This window comes from Herpetosiphon gulosus (assembly GCF_039545135.1).
In the GTDB taxonomy this organism is placed as follows: domain Bacteria; phylum Chloroflexota; class Chloroflexia; order Chloroflexales; family Herpetosiphonaceae; genus Herpetosiphon; species Herpetosiphon gulosus.
Genome location: NZ_BAABRU010000003.1, coordinates 345,776 through 368,853 on the forward strand (window position 1 = coordinate 345,776; position 23,078 = coordinate 368,853).

Here is a 23,078-nt window from a genome sequence, read left to right on the forward strand (position 1 = left end):
TTTTATGATCATCTATGACACGCTGGGACGAAACCCTCACTCGCTCAAGCTAACATAGCTATGTCAATAGTTATATTGGCCCTTTTATTTATAGCCAGATTGGCCTATAATCAACCGCGCTTCCCAAGATTAATCAGTAATTAGCTATTTTAAACAAATTTTAATATCTGGCTAGCTGGGTTAGAGTTATAGGTGTGAGTTGAGGGAGGTGAGCATAATCAGGTTAATCTTGCTCGGATTGCGTGGAATATTCGCTGTCGGGATTATTTTTGATTATTAGGTTGATTATTATTATGCATTACCAAAATATGTTGTGTATTGGCGATAGCCAAACCTTTGGCGCACGTTCGTATGGCTGTTACCCCTTACATTTAGCACAAATGTTGACTCAGCGCACACCCTATCAATGGCGTACAATTAATCGCAGCGTCAATGGCTACACCGCCCGTAACTTATGGTTTAAACTCAACGAAGAAATTGATACAATCAACGATACCTATCAGTCGTGTGTGCTGATTGGTACAAATGATGTCGGCAATAATACCCCGATCGATCTTTTTGAAGAATATTATCGCCAAATTATTCGCACCTTATTAATTAAGGGCCACAAAGCAGTTTTTTGTGGCGAAATTCCGCCAATCTATGCTGATGGGCATATTTTTTTCACCAAAGAAACCCTCGAACGCCGCAAGCAATACAATGCAGTAGTCGGCAAGGTGGTTGCTGAATTTAGCAAGGCAATTTGGGTTCCCATGGTCGGCTTAAATCGTGAATGTTATGTTGACCCAGTGCACTTCAATGAAGATGGCAATCGGCGGGTCGCCGAATCATTCTGTGAGGTCATTGTAAACTTATGAACATTGGGATTGTACTTGGCACGCGACCTGAGGTGATGAAAAATTATGCGATTGTCCAGGCATTACGAGCAGCGGATCTGCCGTTCGTGGTGCTGCACACCAATCAGCATCATGATCATTTGCTGCAAGCAGCGATTTTTGGCCAAATGGGTTATACACCCGACGAGGTTTTCCCGGGCAACTATAGCATCGGCGCAGCGATTGATTGGGTGCGCGAGCAAATTCGCCGCCATGAAATTGATTTGATTTTGGTCAATGGCGATACTGCGGCGGCCTTGGTTGGAGCAATCGCGGCGGTCTACTCCGATGTTGGTTTAGCTCATGTCGAAGCAGGCCTGCGGGCCTTCGATAAGCGCATGTATGAAGAGCGCAATCGGATTATGGTCGATGGCGCAGCCCATTATTTGTTCTCATACACCCAATATCAAGCCGATTATTTGGCCAAAATTCCCGATTTGCGTGGGCGAATTTTCAATATTGGCAATACGACGGTTGATTTGATTCATGATTTTGCCCATGAACTCACGCCACGCCGCACCGATAACTATGCCTACATCACCTTGCATCGCAAAGAATTTACCGATAGCCGCGAGTTGATGCAACAGGTTTTCAGCACGATTAATGAGCTAGCCCAAGAATTTGATGCCATGATTTTTCCCATGCATCCGCGCACACGGGCGGCCATGGAGCACTATGGTTTGAGCATGGATCTGCTCAGTCGGGTGCAGGTGCTTGATCCAGTTGAGCCATTTGAATCGCTGGCGTATGAAAAATACGCCAACATTATCATCACTGATAGCGGCTGTATTCAAGAAGAAGCCTATATTTTTGGTGTGCCCTGTGTGACTGTGCGCGATAACACCGAACGGCCTGAAACGATCGATTCGGGCGCAAATGTGGTAACTGGCTTCGAGCCAGCAGCAATTATCGCAGCTGTGCGCAGTCAGCGAGCCAAGAAAGGCCAGCAATTTGCCCCAGTTTATGGCCAACGTGGGGTTGGTCAACGGATTGTAGCAACCTTGCAAGCGCATTTTCGCAGCTGGTCGGATTACTAGATTTGACGCAGCGCATTACATAATAGCTTGCTAGAATCGGCTAAAAACGCATCCCTCGTGGATGCGTTTTCGTTTATAATTGGAGCGAATTGAATTAGTCATCACTTGAGAACTTTAGGTCACTGTTTCGCCAAAGATGCCGACTCGGTGTTCCGCACTTAACACGAGGTCATCAATGCGCCGAACCAAAATTGTTGCCACGCTCGGGCCAGCCTCTGATACTGAGGAAAAAATGACAGCGTTGGCATTAGCGGGAATGAATGTTGCTCGCTTAAATTTCTCCCATGGTACCCATCACGACCATTCAGAACGCATTCGGCTCCTGCGTCAAATTTCAATTAAGCTCAATCGCCCAATTGCAGTGCTGCAAGACTTGCAAGGGCCAAAAATTCGCACTGGCAAATTAGTTGATAAACAGCCGATCCCGCTCAAGGCAGGCGAAAGTTTCGTTATTACGATTGAAAATGAAGTTGGTCGGGTTGGCCGCGTCAACACCACCTATAAAAATTTACCCACCGATTGTAAAGCTGGCGACCGGATTTTGCTCTCTGATGGGTTGATCGAGTTGCGCGTCCAAGAATGCACCGCCACTGAAGTGATCACCGAAGTGGTAACAGGCGGTATGCTGCGCGAAAATCAAGGCATCAACTTGCCTGGCGTAGCCGTTAGTGCTCCCGCTATGACCGAAAAAGATCGTGAAGATTTGATCTTTGGCTTACACGAAGGGGTTGATTATGTGGCAATCTCGTTTGTGCGCCGCGCCGAAGATGTGCAATTGGTCAAGCAAGAAATTGCCGGGGCTGGCTATCGCACCCCAGTGATCGCCAAAATTGAAAAACCTGAAGCTGTTGATAACATTGAATCAATCGTTGCGGTCGCTGACGGGATTATGGTTGCGCGGGGTGATTTGGGGGTAGAAATGCCCCCAGAAGAAGTGCCATTGATTCAAAAACTGATCATTGCTTCAGCCAATCGGGCGGGGATTCCGGTCATCACTGCCACCCAAATGCTCGAATCGATGATTGTCAACCCACGGCCAACTCGCGCCGAAGCCAGCGACGTGGCCAACGCGATTCTCGATGGCACCGATGCAGTTATGTTAAGTGGTGAAACCGCCAACGGGGCCTACCCAGTTGAAGCGGTGACAATTATGGCGCGAATTGCCGAAGTAACTGAGCGCGGCGCACCACCACGTGATGCCCAACAACGCAACGAGTCTGATGCGCCTGAAACCTACTCACACGCGATCAGCCACGCGGCCTGTGCAATTGCTGAATCAATTGATATTGCGGCGATTGTCGCTTTCACGTCGTCGGGCTTTACGGCGCGGTTGGTTGCCCGCGATCGCCCACGCGTGCCAATTATCGCCATGACCCACGAATACGATGTCTATCATCGCTTGGCCTTGCTTTGGGGAGTTGAATCGCTGCTGTGCCCATTCGTGACGCGGCTTGACGATTTGAGCAACTTAGCTCGGGCAATTATGATCGAGCGCCAAGTGATCAAGCCAGGCGATTCGGTGGTGATTACTGGCGGTCACCCCTTGGCAGTACGCGGTACAACCAACTTCCTTAAAATTCTTTCAATCTAAACAAAAAAGCAACAGGCCACTCAAGTTTGAGTGGCCTGTTGCTTTAACTTAACGCACTGTCAACGGTGCATAGACTGCATACGTTGGCACAACCCAGCCAGGTTCACCATACGTCCAAGCAGCAATCATCGATGACTCGTAGGTATTACCAACGGTATCGAATAATCCACTGAGATACATACGGGTTGGAGTGGCAACTAAGGCATTAACTAAAAAATTAGATGCAAAGTCCTCGCGCTGCTGAACCCCGCCACCAACACTATTCCAAACCCCATTCCAGCGCAGAATACCAGGGCTAACGACACCGTCGGTTATGCCATTGAATGTACCAGCAACATACAAGCCATCAACACCCATTTCAAGATCATTGATTGAGCCATCAATCACGCCACGCAAGCCAGACCATGCCATGCCGTTCCAATAGGCAATCTTCGGGGCAGTTATGCCAGCAATGCTACTAAACGTGCCAGCAATATACAAACCATCAGCGCTAGCCTCAAGCTTTTGAATGCCGCTCACTCCAGTGACGATGGTTTGCCATTGCACGCCATCCCAACGGGCCACTTGGGAACCATCGCTAATATACACCACGCCATTTAAAGCTTCTACCACTGTTACACGATTAAATGACGCTGGAGCAGCAAACGCTTGCCATTGGCCATCATCCCAAACCACCAAGTTAGCGCTATCTACGCCTGCAAACTGGCTAAAATCGCCAGCAACGTAGAGCTTACCTTGATCACGAGCGATGCCAAAGACTGGTTGATCACTAACAGCATTCCAAGTCGCTGAAATTGCATCAGTGCGATACAGCTTAGGATTTTGCAGCAAAAAGCTCGTATCGCTCAACACTTCCAATTGGCGGGGTGAAGACCAATCCATATACTCAATTGGTAATTCAATCAGTGCTTGCCAACCATTCGTGGCATCAAAACGAACGAATGCACCCCGTCCGGTGCTCCACATTGGTCGCAAAGGAGAATAGCCATAGATCGTTTCGCCAAGATTACTAAGCGTCAGCGGTGCATTATACAGACCATTGGGAGTCATCGATTCCCAATGGTCTGCCCGCCAAACCAACCGATTCGAACCACGATACTGACCATTAATCGTTAAATCGCCTAAAGCATACATTTCTTGGTCAAGTTCAACTAACGAATATTTGGGCAATTCAATCAAAGTGTAATCATTATAAACAGCTTGCCCCAGCACTGTCCAATTTGTACCATTCCAATAATGTAGCGGTACATTAGAATAATTTATATGCCCCAAGGCATACAGGCCATCAGCGTGCATCAGTAGGCTTTCAATCCGATTTGGCACGCCATTCCCAAAGCTATTCCAGCTTGTGCCATTCCATGAAGCAATATTATGCATATTGAGGTTGGTGGTTGAAGTAAATTGACCTCCAATCACCAATTGATCGTCAACCAATTGCAAATCCAAAACTTGCCCCATGACCCCGCCACCAACATCGAGCCATTGGGTGCCATCCCAGCGCACAAGCCCGCCTTGGTTTTGAGGATCGATTGGCTGAATCGAGCCACCAGCATACAAGCCGTCGGCGCTGCTTAGCAAATTAAAGGCAAGTCCATCAATCCCAGTTCCCACTTCATTCCACTGCGTGCCATTCCAACGGGCAATATTTTGGTAGGCTTGGCCATCAATCACCAAGGGATAACCAGCTAAATAAAGCTCATTTTGATAGCTAGCCAAACTCATCATAAAATTATTACTGACAACCGTTGCAACACCAGTCCAAGTCGTGCCATCCCAATAGGCCAAGTTAAAGTTTTGACCAGCAAGCGACAATTCGCCACCAACATAAAGCTTATCTTGATGGATCGTTAAGGCTTCAACAAAGCCATTCAAAGCCCCTAACCGCAACCATTGCCGACCATCCCAATAAACGACCCCATCATTTGATTGTATAGTCATAGGGTAGCGCTCAACGGTTGCTGCATAGAGGGTATCATTCCAAACCACTGGCCGTTGCAAGCCATAATCATCGGCGTTTATCCCAAACCCTGCAAATTCGTTGCTCCACGAGCCGCCATTGTTGGCTTCACTCGGTTGCCTAGCTTGAGTTGAATGAATAGATAGGCTCAATCCACAGCTCAATAAACCAATGATTACGCCGATGCGCCCTAAGCGCCGCAATAGTTTCAGCATGATTTTTCTCCTGCCCTCACATAGACGCTGAGGATATGTTGGAATAAAATACCAACATATCCTCAGCATTGCTTGGCTTATTTGCTAGTATATGGTAAGAATACTTGCTGATAGTTTCCACTATTAACTGCAATTGTTACCACGCTCGAACCATCGTGATCATCAAACAGGGTATAGGTGATCGTGGCTGTAAATGGATACGCATTGGGTGCCGTGTAGTGCAATTCACGATACACCAGTTCAAATGATCCTGCTGTTACCTGAACATTGGATATCCCAGTTGGATCACCATTCAGATCAATGACATTGTTGAGTGTATCGATAATAGTCGTAGAACCAGGTCGCATCGTGATCGTGATTGGAGCAACCGTTGGCGCATGATTCTGCACGGCAATTGTCAGGATTCCAGTTGCGGTGATCCCACGCGTCTGGTTGCGCACAGTGTATGCCAAACTATCTGTGCCTTGAAAATTGGCAGCTGGCACATAGCGTACTTGGTTGCCACTAATGGTTGCAGTGCCATGGCTGGCTGTACCTACCGCCACCAATTCAATTGGCTCATTATCCAGCGACCAATCATTCGCCAATACCGCCACATTCACCGCATGCGGTCGATAGGTCGTCGCAAAATCATCAACCGCATCCACCACCGAAGCCACACTATAAAGCTTGATTCGCGCGGTTTGTTGACCACCATGGCCATCACTGACGGTATAGGTCACCATATCAGTAAAATGCTCTTGGTTTGGCGGCATATAGCGCAATTGATTAGCAACAAGCGTTACCGTACCAGTGATCGCACTGACGTGGGTGATGGTCAGGCTATCACCATTTAAATCAATCAGATCATCCAATGGATCAAGCAGCGTTTCAACATAGGGATAAACCGCTTGTTCTTGATCGGCAATCGTGGGGAAGTGATTCCAGACATGGATTTGGATTTGGGCGGTCGTGGTCACTGCATTAATTGGGTCGCGCACGGTATAACTTAAGGTTTCAACCCCTTCAAATTGGGCATCGGGCGTATACACCACCGAGTTACCGTTAATCACCGCCGTGCCATGGCTAGGGCTGCTCACATTTACCAATTGCAATTGGGATGGCTGATCGCTCCAATCATTGGCTAAAACATTGACCGTAACCGCTTGAGGCCGATAGGTAATCGCATAATCTGGTTTAGCCTTAATCAAAGGTTCGTTGCCATATTCCCACACAGCAAATTGAAACGCCTCATATTGATTGCCAACCCAATTGAAGTCGCCATACATGAACATACGGGTTGGGGTTGCGGCTAAGCGCCGAACAGCCCCATTGCCAACTCCACTTGAGTATCGAAGCGTTTGAACACCGCCACCAACGCCATGCCACGCAGCCCCATCCCAACGCACAATGCCTGGGCTAACGATGCCATTGGTAATCCCACTCAAGTTGCCTGCAACATACAAGCCATCGATACCCATTTCCAGATCAAGGATTGAACCACTAACCACTCCACTCAAGCCCGACCATGCTGTACCATTCCAATAGGCAATCTTAGGGGCAGAAACTCCCGCCACACTACTAAATGTACCAGCGATATACACCCCAGTAGCCGTTGCTTCAATTGAACCAATGTTGACTACATTGGTGGCAAGGGTTATCCACTGCGTCCCATCCCAACGGGCCAATTGAAAGCCATCGCTGATATACACATTCTGGCCATGGGCCTCGACCAGCACCACTTGATCGAATGAAGCTGGCGTATCCAAGGCTTGCCATTGCGTGCCATCCCACGTCACCAGATTATGTGCCGTAACCCCAGTGAATTGCTCAAAATCACCAGCAACATATAATTTGTTATTGGATTGGGCAATTGCATCAACCAGATGGATCGCGCCAATTTGGTTCCAGGTTGTGCCAGCAGCTTGATACAATGTGTCGTTAGCAACAATAAAATGGCTTTGTTGAAAGGCTTCGAGTGCTTGTGGTGACTCCAATGTATATTGACGTTCAACAATCGTTTGCCATTGATTGGTACTGCCAAATTGGGCCAGCGAAGCAGTACCATTGCCCCAATAAAAGCCTCTTGCTGCTACCAAGAGATTTTCGTCGTCAGTCGTAATGGCAACACCTTGTGGAGCAAAAATACCATTGGGAGACATTGAATCCCAGTGTGTGCCATTCCAACGTAAGGCTGAATCACCTTGATGGACTGGTTCCGAGGAATCACTACTATAGCCAATTTCGCCAATTAGCAACAATTCTTGCTGATACTGCACAAACACCGCATATGGAGGTAATAGCCAATTATTCGTATACTGGTGGTTCATTGAAGCAAGATTGGTTAAGAGTGTCCATTCACCCCCATCCCAATGCAGATACTCATAGCCTACACCAGTTGGCCGATTCAGTACATAGAGTTCACCATCCATAATTGTCAGATTATGGACACTGCCAGCCAAACCTGTACCGAAGGTATTCCAACTCGTGCCATTCCAGGCAGCCACATTCTTCATGGTTGGTACAAGGGTTGAGGTAAATTGACCACTAATATAGAGTTGACTATTAGCCCACTTCAGATCAAATACATGGCCATAAACCCCACCACCAACAGTTTGCCATTGGGTACCATTCCAATACAAAACGCCTGTCTTTTGATTATTGAATACGAAGGAGCCACCCAGATATAATCCATCAGGGCGGACTAGCAGGCTAAAGACAATACCATCAATCCCGGCTGCCGCAGCATGCCACTGTTCGCCATTCCAATGAGCTAAACTACCATAGGCTTGACCATCGATAATCAATTGATAGCCACCAACATAGAGCTGATTGGCATAACTTATTAGATTTAAAGGACTATTTAGGGTGAATTGCGTGGGCATGGCTGTCCACAAATTACCATCCCAATAGGCAAGGTTGATGTTCTTGCCAGCGATGGTTATTCGTCCAGCCACATATAAGCGATTTTGATGAACGGTTAAACTATCAACAAAGCCACCCAAGCCATCGATCTTCAGCCATTGTTGACCATTCCAATAGCCAACCCCCGACGCAAAGTTGCGATGTCCATGCAAAATTGCATAGAGCGTGCCATTCCATTCAATTGGGCGCAACGGGGTATAGCTATTATCGGCAGTTTTGAAATACAAGCCAAAATCTTGGCTCCATGTGCCTGGACTACTTGGGGCTTGCGGCTCAACCGCAACAACTAGAGTAGTTGGCTTGGCGACAACACTTAAAATAATCACCAGCAGGGTAATGATACCGATTATTTTTGAACTTCTCGGCATTGGCATGTCCTCTCAGGGCTAGGGTGAGGAGCGGCAATCGGCGCTCGATTGCCGCTGATTTAATTGTTTATTTACTGGTATAGGGCAAAAATAATTGATACCTCAGCCCTTGTACCACAACCGTTCCCTCACGCAAACCACCATACCCATCACTGATGGTATAGGTGATCGGCTCTTCAAATGGATACATGCTTGGCGTAGTATAGTGCAGTCGATTATTGCTGATGGTGACTGTTCCATAGGTGCTATGGGCTTGGGTTATGGTCAGGGGATCGCCATTCAGGTCAGTCGCATGAGCCAATACATCGACTAAGGTTGTACTATTGGGATGCATTGTAATCGTGATTGGCGCAACGGTTGGCACATGATTCTGCACCGCAATTGTCAAGGTTCCGGTTGCTGTTACGCCACGGGTTTGATTGCGCACGGTATAGGTTAAGGTTTCAGACCTTGAAATGTAGCAGTTGGTAGATAGCGCACTTGGTTACCACTGATTGTTGCCGTGCCATGAATAGCCGCTTCAACAGCCACCACCGCTAAGGGTTCTCCATTAATCGTCCAGTCATTGGCAATCACATCAACGCTGACAGAATATGGACGATAGGTTGTCGCATAATCAGCGGTTGCCGTTACGATTGTATCGATACTTCGGAGCTTGATTCGGGCGGTTTGTTGGCCGCCATGACCATCACTCACGCTATACGTCACCACATCGGTAAAATGTTGTTGCTTTGGCGGCAGATAACGCAATTGATTATTAACAAGCATCACCGTGCCAGTGATCGCACTGGCTTGGGTGAGCGTCAAAGCATCATCATTTAAATCAATTAGGCCATCCAAGGGGTCAAGCAGCGTTTCAACAAAGGGATAAATCGCTTGTTCTTGATCAGCAATGGTCGGGAAATGATTCCAGACCTGTAATCGCAATTGGGCGGTTGTGGTCACCAAATTAATTGGGTCACGCACAACATAGCTCAAAGTTTCAACGCCTTCAAATTGAGGATCAGGGGTATACACTACCGAGTTACCGTTAATCATAGCCGTGCCATGGCTTGGGCTGCTCACATCCACCAGTTGTAAGCGGTTTGGCTGATCGCTCCAATCATTGGCTAAAACATTGATCGTAACCGCTTGAGGCCGATAGGTAATCGCATAATCTGGTTTAGCCTTAATTAAGGGTTCGTTGCCATACTCCCACGCTGCAATTTGGCTCGATTCATAACTATTACCCACTCGATTAAAAGGGCCATGCAAAAACATACGAGTTGAGGTTGCGGCGAGTTGAGTCACATTGCCCGACTGAACGCCACCACCAACTCCATGCCACGCCGTCCCATCCCAGCGCAGAATCCCTGGGCTAACGATACCATTGGTAATCCCACGAAAACTACCTGCAACATACAGGCCATCGGCTCCCATTTCAAGGTCATTGATCGAACCATCAACCACACCCGTCACACCTGACCAAGTTGTGCCATTCCAATAGGCAACTTTTGGCGCAGCTACACCACCGACACTGCTAAATGTGCCAGCAATATACACACCGTTGGCGGTTGGCTCAACCTCACCAATATTGATCACATTGGTAGCGAGGGTTGTCCATTGGCTGCCATCCCAACGGGCGAGTTGCAAACCATCGCTGATATACACATAATTGGTATCAGCCTCAACGATCGAGACTCGATCAAACGAAGCAGGTGGATTAAAGGCTTGCCATTGGCTGCCATCCCATGTCACCAGATTATGCGCCGAGACCCCATTGAATTGCTCAAAATCACCTGCCACATACAACAGATTATTGGCTTGGGCAATTGCATTGACATGGGCGTTACTCACTCTATTCCAATCATTAGTGGCTGCCTGATACAGTCCATATTGTGAGATACTAAAAAAGTGTTGTTGATACTTCTGGAGTGCTTGGACGGAAGATAAACTTTGGGAATAACCACTAATCAGGGATTGCCATTGGTCGCTTGCATTCAGCTGCGCCAAATTAGCAAGCTCATTGCCCCAGCTCATGCGATTATCAGCAACATACAAATTGTCGGCATCAGTGGTAATGGCAGCCTCATAAGCAGTGGTTCCATTGGGAGTCATGGCTTCCCAGCGATCACCCTGCCAACGCAAGGCCGAATCGCCGTAACGGTAATCGGGTGGTGTGGTATTAAAAAATTGTATCGGCCCAAAGGCCAACAATTCTTGCTGGTAGGTCACCAACACTGCATCAGGAAAGCGTTCCCAAACAGGGTAATTATTCAATCGGGTCAGATTAGCTAAACTAACCCATTGGTTTGCATCCCAGCGTTGCAGCTGAAATCCTGAACCAATTTGACTTAGCGCATATAAATCACCATCGAACATTGTTAGATTATGGGTTTCATTGTTAAGGCCCGTACCGAAGGTTTCCCAGTCGGAGCCATTCCACATCGCCACATTCTTCATGCTTGGCACAAGCGTTGAGGTAAATTGGCCACTGACATAGAGCTGATTATTGAAGGATTTTAGATCAAAAACCCACCCATGGATTCCGCCGCCAACTGGCTCCAAAGCTGAACCATTTAAACGGAGTAATCCATTAATTTGACCATTTAGATCAAATACTCCGTTCACATACAAACCATCAGGGCGTGATAATAAACCAAGCACCAAGCCAGGAACATAAGCAGCGACCTGATGCCATTGTGTTCCATCCCACCGAGCGATTTTGCCGACAGCTTGACCATCAATGACTAAGTTGAAGCCACCAACATACAGTTGATTTGCATGGCTAACCATTTGTAGCTGATTACCAGTATTCCATCGAGTTGGCATGGCTGTCCACAAGTTACCATCCCAATAGGCAAGGTTGATATTCTTGCCAGCGATGGTGAAGCTTCCTGCAACATATAAGCGATTTTGATGGACGGTCAATGAATAAACATCACCAGTCAAACCATCAAGTTTCAACCATTGCTGACCACTCCAATAGCCAACGCCTGATCCCCAACCATAACCCCCAAATAGTGAGGCATAGAGCGTGCCATTCCATTCAATTGGGCGGATCGGGGCATAGCCATAATCTTGTTTATCTGGCCCAGCAAAGGCTTGGCTCCATGTGCCTGGGCTAGTTGGGGTTTGCGATTCCACCGCCGTAACTGGAGCAGCAGGCTTGGACAAAGCACTGAAAATAATCAACAGCAGGGTAATGATGCTAATTAATTTTGAACTTCTCGGCATTGACGTATCCTCTCAGGGCTAGGGTGAGGAGCGGCAATCGAGCACCGATTGCCGCTGATTTAATCGTTTATTTACTGGTATAGGGCAAAAATAATTGATACTTCGCGCTATTGACCACAATTGTTCCTACTTGCGAACCACCATGATCATCGCCCACGGTATAGCTAATGGTGGCAGCAAATGGATAGTAGTTGGGCGCGGTATAGCGCAATTGATTATTCACCACGGCAACCATACCTGGTGCGGCACTTGCCAAGGAAATCGCTACGGGGTCGCCATTCAAATCGCTCACATGGGCTAGTACATCGACAACGGTTATGCTATTGGGTTTGATGGTAATCGTCATTGGCGCAACCGTTGGCGCATGATTCTGCACCTCAATCGTCAGAATTCCAGTTGCAGTTACCCCACGGGTTGGGTTGCGCACGGTATATTCCAAGGTTTCGATGCCTTGAAAACTGGCGATTGGGACGTAGCGCACTTGATTGCCACTGATCGTTGCCGTGCCATGGCTGGCTGCGCTCACCGCAATCAGCTGGATTGGCTCGTTATTAAGTGACCAATCATTCGCTAAAACTGCCACATTGACCGCATGTGGTCGATAGGTTGTGGCAACATCATCGACCGCAACCACCACAGCATCAATACTATGCAGCTTAATTCGCGCGGTTTGTTGGCCGCCATGACCATCGCTGACGGTATAGGTCACCAGATCAGTCAAATGCTCTTGGTTTGGCGGCATATAGCGCAATTGATTATTGACGATCGTCACCGTGCCACTGACCGCACTGGCTTGGGTGATCGTCAAAGCATCACCATTTAAATCAATTAGGCCATCTAATGGGTCAAGCAGCGTTTCAACAAAGGGATAGATCGTTTGTTCTTGATCAGCAATCGTGGGGAAATGATTCCAGACCTGCACCCGCAATTGGGCGGTCGTGGTCACCGCATTAATTGGGTCACGCACGGTATAGCTTAAGGTTTCAACGCCTTGAAATTCTGTTTCCGGCGTATAGACTACCGAGTTACCGTTAATCACCGCCGTGCCATGGCTTGAGCTACTCACATTTACCAATTGTAAGCGGTTTGGCTGATCGCTCCAATCATTGGCTATCACATCAACCACAACTGGCTGAGCACGATAGGTACTACCATAATCGGGCTTGGCCTGAATCAACGGTTCGTTGCCATATTCCCACGCCGCAATTTGGTTGGATTCATAGGTATTTCCCACGCGATCAAACGAACCATACATCAGCATGCGGGTTGGGGTTGCTGCTAAGGAAGAAACGCTGCCAGGTTGATTCGGCGTGGCACTTGACCTAACTCCACCCTCAAGCCCATGCCATGCAGTGCCATCCCAGCGCAGAATACCTGGGCTATAAATACCATTGATAATGCCACGAAACCAACCAGCGACATACAGGCCATCGGCCCCTGTTTCGAGATCATAGATTGAACCATCGATCTCGCCTGTTAATCCTGACCATGCCGTACCATTCCAGTAGGCGATTTTGGACGCTGTTACACCACCAACACTGCTAAAGGTGCCAGCAATATACACGCCGTTGGCGGTTGGCTCAACCTCACCAATATTAACCACATTGGTGGCGAGGGTTGTCCATTGGCTACCATCCCAGCGGGCCAATTGAAAGCCATCGCTGATATAGACGTTATTACCATATGCTTCGACAATCACAACCTGATCAAATGAAGCAGGGGTATTCAAGGCTTGCCATTGGCTGCCATCCCACGTCACAAGATTATGTGCCGTAACCCCATTGAATTGCTCAAAGTTGCCGGCCACATACAAGAGGTTATTGGCTTGGGCCAAACTATTAACCAGAGCAGAACCGATTCGAACCCATGCATTATTAACGACCTGATACAGTTTATTGCTATCAATACTGAAAAAGCTTTGCTGATACTTTTGGAGGGCTTGGGCATATTGTTGCTGCTGGGATTCATAGGCTATCAGCAATTGCCATTGATTATTTGGAGTCAAATGCGCCAAGCTCGCATGACCATTACCCCAAACCATCCGACTAGAGGCCGCATAGACATCCTCACCATCAACAGCCAACGCCAATTCCATCGTAGAAATTCCATTGGGAGTCATGGCCTCCCAACGATCACCCCTCCAGCGCAAGGCCGAATCACCCCACCTCAGTGTTTGCTCATTACGGTCCACGAAGCCGATTGTGCCAAATGCGAATAATTCTTGTTGGTAATTCACCAGCACAACGTCAGGAAAGCGTGACCAATTAAGCAGGAGATTGTTACCACTAGCGTTGGAGAGTGTCGTCCAGTGCGTCGCATCCCAACGTTGAAGATGAAAAATCGGCGTATAAGGAAAAGGCCTGGAGGTTCGGCTGAGGGCATAGAGGTCACCATCAAGCATAGCTAGATTATGGGTTGGGCTGACAATCCCGGTACCAAAGGTATTCCAGCTCGTGCCATTCCACGCAGCCACATTCTTCATGGTTGGTTCAAGCGTCGAGGTAAATTGGCCACTGATGTAGAGTTGATCATTAGCCCATTCAACATCCATGACTATGCCATAAACACCCCCGCCAACGCTCTGCCACTCTGCTCCATTCCAATGGATCAAGCTCGTTCTTTGGCCATTGAGGCTGAATGTTCCACCAAGATACAAGCCATCAGGTCGTGAGAGCATGCTGAAAACAGCCCCATAGATCCCTTCAGCGACAGAATGCAATTGAGCTCCATCCCAACGGAAGACCAAACCTGAGGGTTGATCGTTAATCTGCTCTGAATAACCACCAATATAGAGTTGATCATTATGACTAGCTAAGACGAAAACATTAAGACTAAATTGAAGCGGCAGAGCCGTCCAGAGGTTGCCATCCCAAAAGGCAATGCTGATCTGTTTGCCACCAAGGGTCAAACGTCCAGCAACAAATAAGCGGTTTTGATGGACAACCAATGAATCAACTTCACCTCTCAATCCATCAAGTTTCAGCCATTGCTGACCGCTCCAGTAGCCAACTCCTGGATCAAAGCCATCTCTACCAACAATTCCAGCATACAACGTGCCATTCCATTCAATCGGGCGCAGTGGTATATAGCCAGGGTCAAATTTCAGCGGGTCGGCAAAGGCTTGACTCCACGACCCGGGGCTGCTTGGGGTTTGTGGCTCCACGGCAGCAACTGGCATAACAGGCTTTTGTACAGCCCCAAACAACAGCACGAAGATAGCCAATAAGCCGATGATGTTTGATGGTTTAGGCATATTTAATACTACTTTCAGAACAATACAAAGTTCAAACGTTCCTAACGAGCTATAAATGGCAGATACACATGCTGGGCTGTGATCGTGACACTCATGGTCGAGGTTTGTACACCGCCATGATCATCGCTTACCATATAGCTAATTGTTGCCATAACCATCCCTTGATTCGGCGCAATATAGCGTAATTGATGTTGCTCGATACTAACCATACCAAGCGTGGCGTTGGCCTGAGTAATGCTCAAATCATCGCCATTCAAATCAACCACGTCAGCCAAAACATCGAAGGTAGTAGTGCTATTCGGCTGTACAGTATGGGTCAGTGGTACAAGCGTTGGAAAATGATTAAGTACATCGATTGTCAATGCTCCAGTTGTGGTGATGCCACGTGCTGGATTGCGCAAGGTATAACTGAGGCTCTCAGTGCCTTGAAAATCATTATTTGGTGTGTAGAGAATTTGCGTGCCGCTGATCGTGGCTGTGCCATGGCTGGCCGAGGTTACTGCTACAACTTCAACAGCCTCATTATCAATCGTCCAATCATTGGCCACCACATCAACGCTGACCGATTGCGGACGATAGGTCGTGGCCGTATCTGGGGCTGCATTGATCAAAGTTGGTGCGCCATATTGCCAAGCCGCAATCAGCGACGATTCATAGCGATTGCCAACCGTATCAAATGTGCCAATCGCATACATTCGGGTTGGAGTTGAGGCTAAGGTGGTTACGCTAATTGGCAACTGCGGGGTATAGCGATATTGCACCCCACCACCAACGCTATTCCAAACACCATTCCAGCGCACAATGCCTGGGCTAACCACACCATTGGTAATGCCGCTAAATGAACCAGCGACATATAAGCCATCAGGTCCAAGCTCAAGATCGTAGATCAGGCCATTAACAACCCCAGTTAACGCCGACCATACCGAGCCATCCCAGTAGGCAATTTTTTGAGCGGCAACTCCATTAATACTGCTAAATGAGCCAGCGACATACACCCCACTGGCGGTTGGCTCGATTTGAGTGATCCGATTGACTGCTGTCACAAGCGTTTGCCATACTGTGCCATCCCAGCGGAGCAGTTGTTCGCCATCGCTAACATAGACATAGTTAGCGTAAACTTCAACGATTGTTACCTGATCAATTGTGGTCGGTACATTCAACGCTTGCCATTGGCTGCCATTCCACATCACCAAATTATGCGCGGCAACCCCATTAAATTGCTCAAAACGCCCAGCAACATACAAGAGATTGTTGGCTTGGGCTATCGAATTAATTTCCGAGGTAGACTGCAACTCGACTGTATCACTGATAACCTTAAACAGTGCATTCTCGATTCTTAAAAATAGGGTTGTTTGGTAGGCTTCGGCCTCATAAACCGTGTTAGTTCCTAGAAGATAGGGTGGTAGTAGCACTTGCCAAGTTTGCTCAGCTTCAAATTGCGCCAACGCGGCTTGACCATTGCCCCAATTCAAATTATTGGCAGCTGCGTAAACAGTTTCGCCACTAGTTGCTAGCAAATTAAGCTGCTGACCACCATTTTTAATCAGCAAGCCATTGGGAGTCATCGATTCCCAATGCGTGCCATTCCACGCCAATGCCATCATGCCAATGCTATATTGATCGCTATTATCATGATCATGAACAAACGAAATCAAGCCAAAAGCAAAAAGTTGCTCTTGGTAATTCAGCAATACAACGTCAGGATACCAAAGCCAATCAATCCCTCCATTGGCTCCACTTGTGTTTGCAAGGATCACCCAAGTTGTGCCATTCCAGCGTTGCAATTGATGATAACCTAAAGCTGTATCAACTCGGCTAATTGCATACAGTTCATCATCTAAAAATGCGATACTATGCACATCGCGACGACGACCATCACCAATACCATTACCAAAGCTATCCCAGCTGGTGCCATTCCACGCAGCAATATTGTTAATTGCGGGATCAAGGGTCGAGGTAAATAAGCCACCAACATACAATTGATCATTGGCCCATTCCAGATCGAGCACCAAACCTGATAATGGGCTACCAACTTGATGCCATTGGCTGCCATCCCAGCGCAATACACCCTGCCATTGGTTATTTTCGTGGGCAAATGTCCCGCCCACATACAAGCCATCAGGGCGCACCAGCATGGTAAGAATCATGCCCTGCACACCAACATCAGTATCTTGCCATTGATTGCCATCCCAACGGGCCAAATGCTGAATCGCTTGCCCATCAATCGTAAAAGCATGCCCACTCGCGAGATACAATTGGTTGTCATAGCTTGCCAACGTAACTGATGTGTGGTAAGAAATCTGGTGGGGCATGGCTGTCCAGGTTGTACCATCCCAAGAGGCTAAACTAACAGGTGCGCCTGCTAAATTAAGTTTGCCATAGGCGTAGAGCTTATTTTGATGCCATGTAATAGCAATCGCTCGGCCTTCGAGATTGCCAATTTGCAGCCATTGGCGGCCATTCCAAGCGGCTACGCCATGGTTATGCATGCCCGAATACAGCGTGTTATTCCATTCCATCGGACGCCGAGGATAATCATTCAAATCAGAGCGATCATAAGAAGCAAATTCATCGCTCCACGTTCCAGCGGTTTGGGGCTGATCAATCGTTTGGGGAATTTGGGGTTGTTGGGCCGCCACTGGCAAGATTAAGCTTAATCCTAAACATAGCCCAACCAAAAACCATCGCTGCATCATCTTCAACTCCCTCGCTTTATAGAAAATCTGGCTGAGCATGGCTTTCAAGCTTAGGCCATCCCAATAAACTAAACCAACAAATATGCTGGTTAAGTTCAGTTTACCATCGGAAAGCTATCCATAAAGAGATTTAGATTGTGGGGAAATCTCTCATGATCGAGGATACCAGCTTAGAATCCAAGCAACAATGGGTCAAAAGGCGTATCAATGGGCTAGCCCCCAATCAAGTCAAAGGTGAGTAAGCGCAGCAAGCATTGCGCTCCAAATTTAAGAGAAACCGCTATAATAAGGGGAGCTTGAACGTGCTGTTGATCGTTGCGCCCAAGAGCAAACTCAAAGCAAGCACAAAATCACAACTGTTGAGGACTATATCCATGGCCGATTCACTCTTTGATCCAGAACGTGACCCCTTTGCAGATATGCGCCAAGCTTTAGAAACTGCGCAACGTGAACGCAAAAATATTTTAGTCGAGCTTGGTGGCGATTGGTGTGTTTGGTGTCATCGCTTAGAGGCCTTTATTAATGCTCACCCACAATTACGCTATTTACGCGACATTCATTATGTCAAAGTAAAAGTTTTGGTGGGCGATGAGCAACAAAAAAATAAGACCTTTTTAGAACACCTGCCAGGTTTTGATGGAGTTCCGCATATTTTTATCTACAATAGTCGCGGCCAATTGCTCTGTTCGCAAGATACCAGCCCACTCGAAGAAGGCGAGAGCTATAACTTTGGGCGGGTGCGCGATTTCCTAAACCGTTGGTCGGAATGGCGGCTTTCGCCCTATGATGCCTTGGCAACCGACGAACTCAAACGCCTGGTTGAACTGCACTATTTTGGCGAACATGCCAACCAAATCACCCCTAGCGCCTAAACTAAGCCCAATTAATTGACGAATGCGAGGGCTTGTTCTACCATGCGCCGCGCAAAGGAGTTTATATGCGTGTGTTGATCCTGGGGGCAAGCGGTCAACTTGGCACTGAGTTAGCCAAAACGTTTGCCGATCATCAATTATTAATGCCGAGCCATCAAGAGCTAGATTTAAGTCAAGCCACTGCGCGGGCGGCCATCAATCAATTAACCCCCGATTTGGTGCTCTTGCCAGCGGCCTTTACCAATGTCGATGGCTGTGCGCTCGATCCAGCGCGGGCTTTTCGCGAAAATACATTAGGTCCAAAATACGCTGCGCTTGCCTGCCGCGACCGCGATATTCCCTTAGTCTATGTCAGCACCAATGAGGTATTTAGCGGCAGCAGCCAGCAAGCCTACAGCGAATACGATCAACCAGCGCCGATTAATGCCTATGGTCGTTCCAAGTGGGGCGGCGAGCAGGCAGTTTTGCAGCATGCACCCAATCTTTTTATCACGCGGGTGGCTTGGTTGTTTGGTGGCCAGCGCAACTTTGTGCGCACGATCGCACGCTTAGGCCGCGAACGCCTGCAAACTGGCGAACCGCTACGTGTCGTGACCGATGAAGTTGGCACACCAACCCATGCAGCCGAAGCAGCTTGGGCAATTCGCCAACTGGTCGATAGCAACATTCCAGGCATCTATCATGTGGTCAATGAAGGTGCTTGCTCACGCCATGAGTTGGCATGTGCGGTCTTAGCAGCGGCAGGCATCGACCTGCCAGTTGAGCCAATTACGTCTGCCGAATTCAGCCGTCCAAGCAGCCCACCGCCATTTTCAGCATTGAGCAACAATGCCGCCGCAGCCATGGGCATTCGTTTGCGCCGCTGGCAAGCAGCGGTAATTGCAGCGGTTGCGGCCATCGACGAGCCAGCTTAAATGAGCCATAGCATCGACATTTTGATTCCGAACTATAACGGAGCTAGCTTATTGGCTGCCTGCCTTGAAAGCTTGCGCCACCAAACCCGCCGCGATTTTCTGATAACGGTGATTGATGATGCCTCACCTGATGGGAGCGTTCCCGCTTTGCAGGCCGCTTATCCCGAGGTCAATTGGCTAATTCAACCCGAAAACCAAGGCTTTGTCGCGGCAGTTAATCGCGGTTTTCAGGCAACCAGTGCGCCTTGGGTTATCTTGCTTAATAATGATACTGAAGTTGAGCCAAACTTTGTTGCAGCATTAATTGATACGCTTGAGCGTTTTCCAACCTATGATTTTGCTGCCGCCAAAATGCTGCTCTACAATCAACCTGACCATTTACATACCACGGGCGATGGCTATAATTGGGATGGCGTGCCCTGGAGTCGCGGGGTTTGGCAAGTTGATCGTGGTCAGTATGATGCAATCAGCGAGGTTTTTGGGCCATGCGCTGGGGCAGCGGCCTACAAACGCACTAGTTTGCAACAACTCGTCAATCAACATGGACACTTGCTTGATCCATTGTTAGTGATGTATTGCGAAGATGTTGATCTCAATTTGCGGGCACGGCGAGCCGGAATGCGCACCCTATTTGTACCTCAAGCGCGGGTGCTGCATCATTTGAGCGCTACTGGTGGCGGAGTACGAGCTAGCTATTATTGTGGGCGTAATTTTATTGTGCTGTGGTTGCGCCATATGCCAGTGCAAGCTTGGCCGTATGCCTTGCCAGCCTTTTTGTGGTCGCAACTGACGATTTTTGGGCAAGCCCTACGCCATTGGCGCGGCGAAGCTGCCCGTGCTCGCTTACGTGGTCAATGGGCTGGTTTGCGGCTCATTCCCCAAATTTGGCGTGAACGAACGTTAGCCACAGCAGAAGCACAGCGGCTGCTTGCTTGGCTTGGACGATAGGAGTCCCCATGGCCCCGTATCTTTCGGTGGTAATTCCAGCCTATAACGAAGCCCGCCGACTACCTCAGACCTTACCTTTAGTCTTGCAATTCCTCAATGCCCAACCATGGTCATGGGAGTTATTAGTGGTTGATGATGGTAGCACTGATCAAACAGTGGCACTGGCAGAGGCTGCTTGTCGTGAGTTCGCCCAAGCCCGCGTGATTCAAAACCCACATCGTGGCAAGGGCTATACTGTGCGCACTGGGATGACTCAAGCGATTGGTGATTATGTGCTTTTCTCCGATGCCGATTTGGCCGTGCCCATGGAAGAATGGCCCAAGCTTGAAGCCAAGCTCCAGCAAGGCTACGAGATTGTGATTGCTTCACGCGAAGGCGCAGGAGCTAGCCGCATTGATGAGCCATTTATGCGCCACTTGATGGGTCGGGTGTTTAATACCATTGTGCGGGTTTTGGGCATTGGTAAATTCCAAGATACCCAATGTGGTTTTAAGGTATTCAGTCGCGAAGCATCGCACGATGTTTTTGGGCGTATGCGGCTGTACGACGATACCACCGAAGCACCTAAGGGTGCGGCAGTTACCGCCTTTGATGTTGAGGTGTTGTATTTGGCCTTGCGGCGTGGCTACCGGATTGCCGAAGTACCCGTAACTTGGCGCTACGGCGAAGAAACCAAAGTCGATAATATCCGCGATTCTTGGCGCAACCTGCGTGATGTGCTCAAAGTACGCTGGAACGCGATCTCCGGCCAGTATCGTGATGTGAAACCTAAGAACATAGAACATAGAGCATAGAAGTAGGGGTTCGGGGGTCGGTTATTGGGGATCGGAAACTGAACGATTAACGCAGAAGTGCAAAGCTTTATGTTGGGAGAAATTTTCACCAAAAAGCTCTGCGTCTCTGCGTTAAATAATTAATATTAGTGAATCTTCGCGCTCTTCGCGGTTAAAGAATTGATTCTGGCCCCTGACCCCTGCCCTCTGGCCCCCGATTAAACTAGCCAATCGTCGTCGTGCGTTCAGGCTCGGGCAGGCGCACCGTAATAAAGAAGGCTGGCAGCAACAAGCCGATCGCGGCAATCATGGCCCAGGTTGGCGAAGTCCAGTCAGCCAAACTACCAATAATTGGATAAAGCACGCCCGACGTACCCCAAGCAAAGCCCATCATCATGGCGCTGGCAGTAGCAATGTGCTGCGGTGCATATTCCTGCGCCGTGACAATCGAGACTGGAATATTAGCCATCACCATTGCACCAACCACCGCCGTCAAGGGGTAATACCACCAATCCAACGGCGATGATAGCACTAAGCCAATAAACAGCGGAATTGTGCTCAAAATACTTGAACGCAACACCACTGTACGCCCAACCCGATCGGAAATTCGCCCGCCAATAATGCCGCCAACCGCTGAGGCAATATTGAAAACCGCCAAAGTTGGGCCAACATGGGCATCAGCCATGGCTTGATCAAAGCGATCGCGCAGCATAAAACCCAACAAGCTGCTATAGGAAACGCTCGAAAGCGAACGCAACACGCTCATAAACCAAAGCCAGCGCAACGGCCCCTGAAAAACGCTGATATAATCGCGCAACGTTTTGGGCTGGCTACGATTTTGGACCGCCGAAGGAATCATAAAAAAGGTCAAAACCCCAACTGCAATCCCTACGGGCAGCAAATAGGGCAAACTCACCAAATCAAACTGGGCAGCAATCAACGGTCCAAAGGCCATGCCAACCGTGCCGCCAGCCGAAAAGATTGAAACAAATAGCCCGCGTTGATGGGGATTCGCACCCATGGCGATATAGGCTGCCCCTGCTGGGTGAAAAATCGCGCTACCCAAACCACCAAGCATAATCAACGCGCCCAACATAAAGAAATTAGGCACATAGCCAATCAAGGTTAGGCCAATCGCCGTCAGCACAGGACCAAACGCCGCCAGCCAGCGCCGATCAATATAATCGCCAACCGCACCAAGCAACGGCTGAAGCATCGAACCAGCAAACGACAAAATTGCCACCAAAATTCCAGTTTGACCAATACTCACCTGATAGGTATCGCGAATGCTTGGCAGCAAGGGCGCTAATAGTGAAGTCCACATATCATTCATGGCATGCGAAAATGTCATCATCACCATGACCGAAAGGCCTGTCAGAGCGACAGCCTGCCCACTTGTCCGCGTTGCCATGAAGCCTCCAAAGCACCTATGAAATTTCCCGCATATTAGGATAAGTAT

Annotated in this window: 14 protein-coding genes; 7 read left to right on the forward strand and 7 right to left on the reverse strand. The window is 48.5% G+C overall.

Annotation, left to right across the window (positions count from 1 at the left end; translation table 11 throughout):
- Positions 1 to 293 precede the first annotated feature (293 nt).
- The 3 genes from ABEB26_RS05490 to pyk all read left to right on the forward strand — a co-directional run bounded on the left by ABEB26_RS05490 (position 294) and on the right by pyk (position 3,503).
- Positions 294 to 857 carry an SGNH/GDSL hydrolase family protein gene (locus ABEB26_RS05490; protein WP_345720966.1) on the forward strand — a complete coding sequence of 188 codons (564 nt, stop codon included), beginning with the start codon at positions 294 to 296 and terminating at the stop codon, positions 855 to 857.
- Positions 854 to 1,912: a non-hydrolyzing UDP-N-acetylglucosamine 2-epimerase gene (gene wecB / locus ABEB26_RS05495; protein WP_345720967.1), complete on the forward strand. Its 1,059-nt coding sequence runs from the start codon at positions 854 to 856 to the stop codon at positions 1,910 to 1,912. The genes ABEB26_RS05490 and wecB overlap by 4 nt, the downstream gene beginning before the upstream one ends.
- Positions 1,913 to 2,087: 175 nt before the next feature.
- Positions 2,088 to 3,503 carry a pyruvate kinase gene (gene pyk, locus ABEB26_RS05500; protein WP_345720968.1) on the forward strand — a complete coding sequence of 472 codons (1,416 nt, stop codon included), beginning with the start codon at positions 2,088 to 2,090 and terminating at the stop codon, positions 3,501 to 3,503.
- A 48-nt stretch (positions 3,504 to 3,551) separates the two neighbouring features.
- On the opposite strand, the gene ABEB26_RS05505 is transcribed toward pyk, so the two are convergent.
- The 6 genes from ABEB26_RS05505 to ABEB26_RS05530 form a co-directional block, all read right to left on the reverse strand.
- Positions 3,552 to 5,675, reverse strand: a complete 2,124-nt coding sequence (locus tag ABEB26_RS05505; protein WP_345720969.1) for a hypothetical protein — start codon at positions 5,673 to 5,675, stop codon at positions 3,552 to 3,554.
- A 77-nt stretch (positions 5,676 to 5,752) separates the two neighbouring features.
- On the reverse strand, positions 5,753 to 8,947 hold the full coding sequence (locus tag ABEB26_RS05510) for an Ig-like domain-containing protein (RefSeq protein WP_345720970.1): 3,195 nt from the start codon (positions 8,945 to 8,947) through the stop codon (positions 5,753 to 5,755).
- A 67-nt stretch (positions 8,948 to 9,014) separates the two neighbouring features.
- Entirely contained in the window at positions 9,015 to 9,374 is a 360-nt protein-coding gene (locus ABEB26_RS05515; RefSeq protein WP_345720971.1) for an Ig-like domain-containing protein, read from the reverse strand.
- A gap of 8 nt (positions 9,375 to 9,382) precedes the next feature.
- Entirely contained in the window at positions 9,383 to 12,163 is a 2,781-nt protein-coding gene (locus ABEB26_RS05520) for an Ig-like domain-containing protein (protein WP_345720972.1), read from the reverse strand.
- A 67-nt stretch (positions 12,164 to 12,230) separates the two neighbouring features.
- Positions 12,231 to 15,416, reverse strand: coding sequence for an Ig-like domain-containing protein (locus tag ABEB26_RS05525; RefSeq protein ID WP_345720973.1), 3,186 nt, complete (start codon positions 15,414 to 15,416; stop codon positions 12,231 to 12,233).
- A 41-nt stretch (positions 15,417 to 15,457) separates the two neighbouring features.
- A complete protein-coding gene (locus ABEB26_RS05530) occupies positions 15,458 to 18,112 on the reverse strand; it encodes an Ig-like domain-containing protein (protein WP_345720974.1) in 2,655 nt (884 codons plus the stop codon).
- 374 nt (positions 18,113 to 18,486) lie between these two features.
- Here ABEB26_RS05530 and ABEB26_RS05535 point away from each other — a divergent pair, with 374 nt between their 5' ends.
- From ABEB26_RS05535 to ABEB26_RS05550, 4 genes are all read left to right on the forward strand, one after another.
- The gene (locus ABEB26_RS05535; RefSeq protein ID WP_345720975.1) at positions 18,487 to 18,984 is read left to right on the forward strand and encodes a thioredoxin family protein; all 498 of its coding nucleotides are present in this window, start codon (positions 18,487 to 18,489) and stop codon (positions 18,982 to 18,984) included.
- 65 nt (positions 18,985 to 19,049) lie between these two features.
- Positions 19,050 to 19,898: a dTDP-4-dehydrorhamnose reductase gene (rfbD, locus tag ABEB26_RS05540; protein WP_345720976.1), complete on the forward strand. Its 849-nt coding sequence runs from the start codon at positions 19,050 to 19,052 to the stop codon at positions 19,896 to 19,898.
- Complete coding sequence (locus ABEB26_RS05545; RefSeq protein WP_345720977.1) at positions 19,899 to 20,846, forward strand: glycosyltransferase family 2 protein; 948 nt, start codon at positions 19,899 to 19,901, stop codon at positions 20,844 to 20,846. It abuts the gene before it with no gap.
- Positions 20,847 to 20,854: 8 nt separating this feature from the next.
- Positions 20,855 to 21,640 (forward strand): dolichyl-phosphate beta-glucosyltransferase, encoded by a 786-nt coding sequence (locus ABEB26_RS05550; protein WP_345720978.1) that lies wholly within the window; start codon positions 20,855 to 20,857, stop codon positions 21,638 to 21,640.
- Between the two features lie 202 nt (positions 21,641 to 21,842).
- On the opposite strand, the gene ABEB26_RS05555 is transcribed toward ABEB26_RS05550, so the two are convergent.
- On the reverse strand, positions 21,843 to 23,030 hold the full coding sequence (locus ABEB26_RS05555) for an MFS transporter (protein ID WP_345720979.1): 1,188 nt from the start codon (positions 23,028 to 23,030) through the stop codon (positions 21,843 to 21,845).
- Positions 23,031 to 23,078: the final 48 nt, after the last annotated feature.

Excerpts from the sequence above, each read along its gene's own strand:
- ABEB26_RS05490 (WP_345720966.1), top strand. The coding sequence starts at position 294 with ATGCATTACCAAAATATGTTGTGTATTGGCGATAGCCAAACCTTTGGC.
- wecB (WP_345720967.1), top strand. The coding sequence starts at position 854 with ATGAACATTGGGATTGTACTTGGCACGCGACCTGAGGTGATGAAAAAT.
- pyk (WP_345720968.1), top strand. The coding sequence starts at position 2,088 with ATGCGCCGAACCAAAATTGTTGCCACGCTCGGGCCAGCCTCTGATACT.
- ABEB26_RS05505 (WP_345720969.1), bottom strand. The coding sequence starts at position 5,675 with ATGCTGAAACTATTGCGGCGCTTAGGGCGCATCGGCGTAATCATTGGT.
- ABEB26_RS05510 (WP_345720970.1), bottom strand. The coding sequence starts at position 8,947 with ATGCCGAGAAGTTCAAAAATAATCGGTATCATTACCCTGCTGGTGATT.
- ABEB26_RS05520 (WP_345720972.1), bottom strand. The coding sequence starts at position 12,163 with ATGCCGAGAAGTTCAAAATTAATTAGCATCATTACCCTGCTGTTGATT.
- ABEB26_RS05525 (WP_345720973.1), bottom strand. The coding sequence starts at position 15,416 with ATGCCTAAACCATCAAACATCATCGGCTTATTGGCTATCTTCGTGCTG.
- ABEB26_RS05530 (WP_345720974.1), bottom strand. The coding sequence starts at position 18,112 with ATGATGCAGCGATGGTTTTTGGTTGGGCTATGTTTAGGATTAAGCTTA.
- ABEB26_RS05535 (WP_345720975.1), top strand. The coding sequence starts at position 18,487 with ATGGCCGATTCACTCTTTGATCCAGAACGTGACCCCTTTGCAGATATG.
- rfbD (WP_345720976.1), top strand. The coding sequence starts at position 19,050 with ATGCGTGTGTTGATCCTGGGGGCAAGCGGTCAACTTGGCACTGAGTTA.
- ABEB26_RS05545 (WP_345720977.1), top strand. The coding sequence starts at position 19,899 with ATGAGCCATAGCATCGACATTTTGATTCCGAACTATAACGGAGCTAGC.
- ABEB26_RS05550 (WP_345720978.1), top strand. The coding sequence starts at position 20,855 with ATGGCCCCGTATCTTTCGGTGGTAATTCCAGCCTATAACGAAGCCCGC.
- ABEB26_RS05555 (WP_345720979.1), bottom strand. The coding sequence starts at position 23,030 with ATGGCAACGCGGACAAGTGGGCAGGCTGTCGCTCTGACAGGCCTTTCG.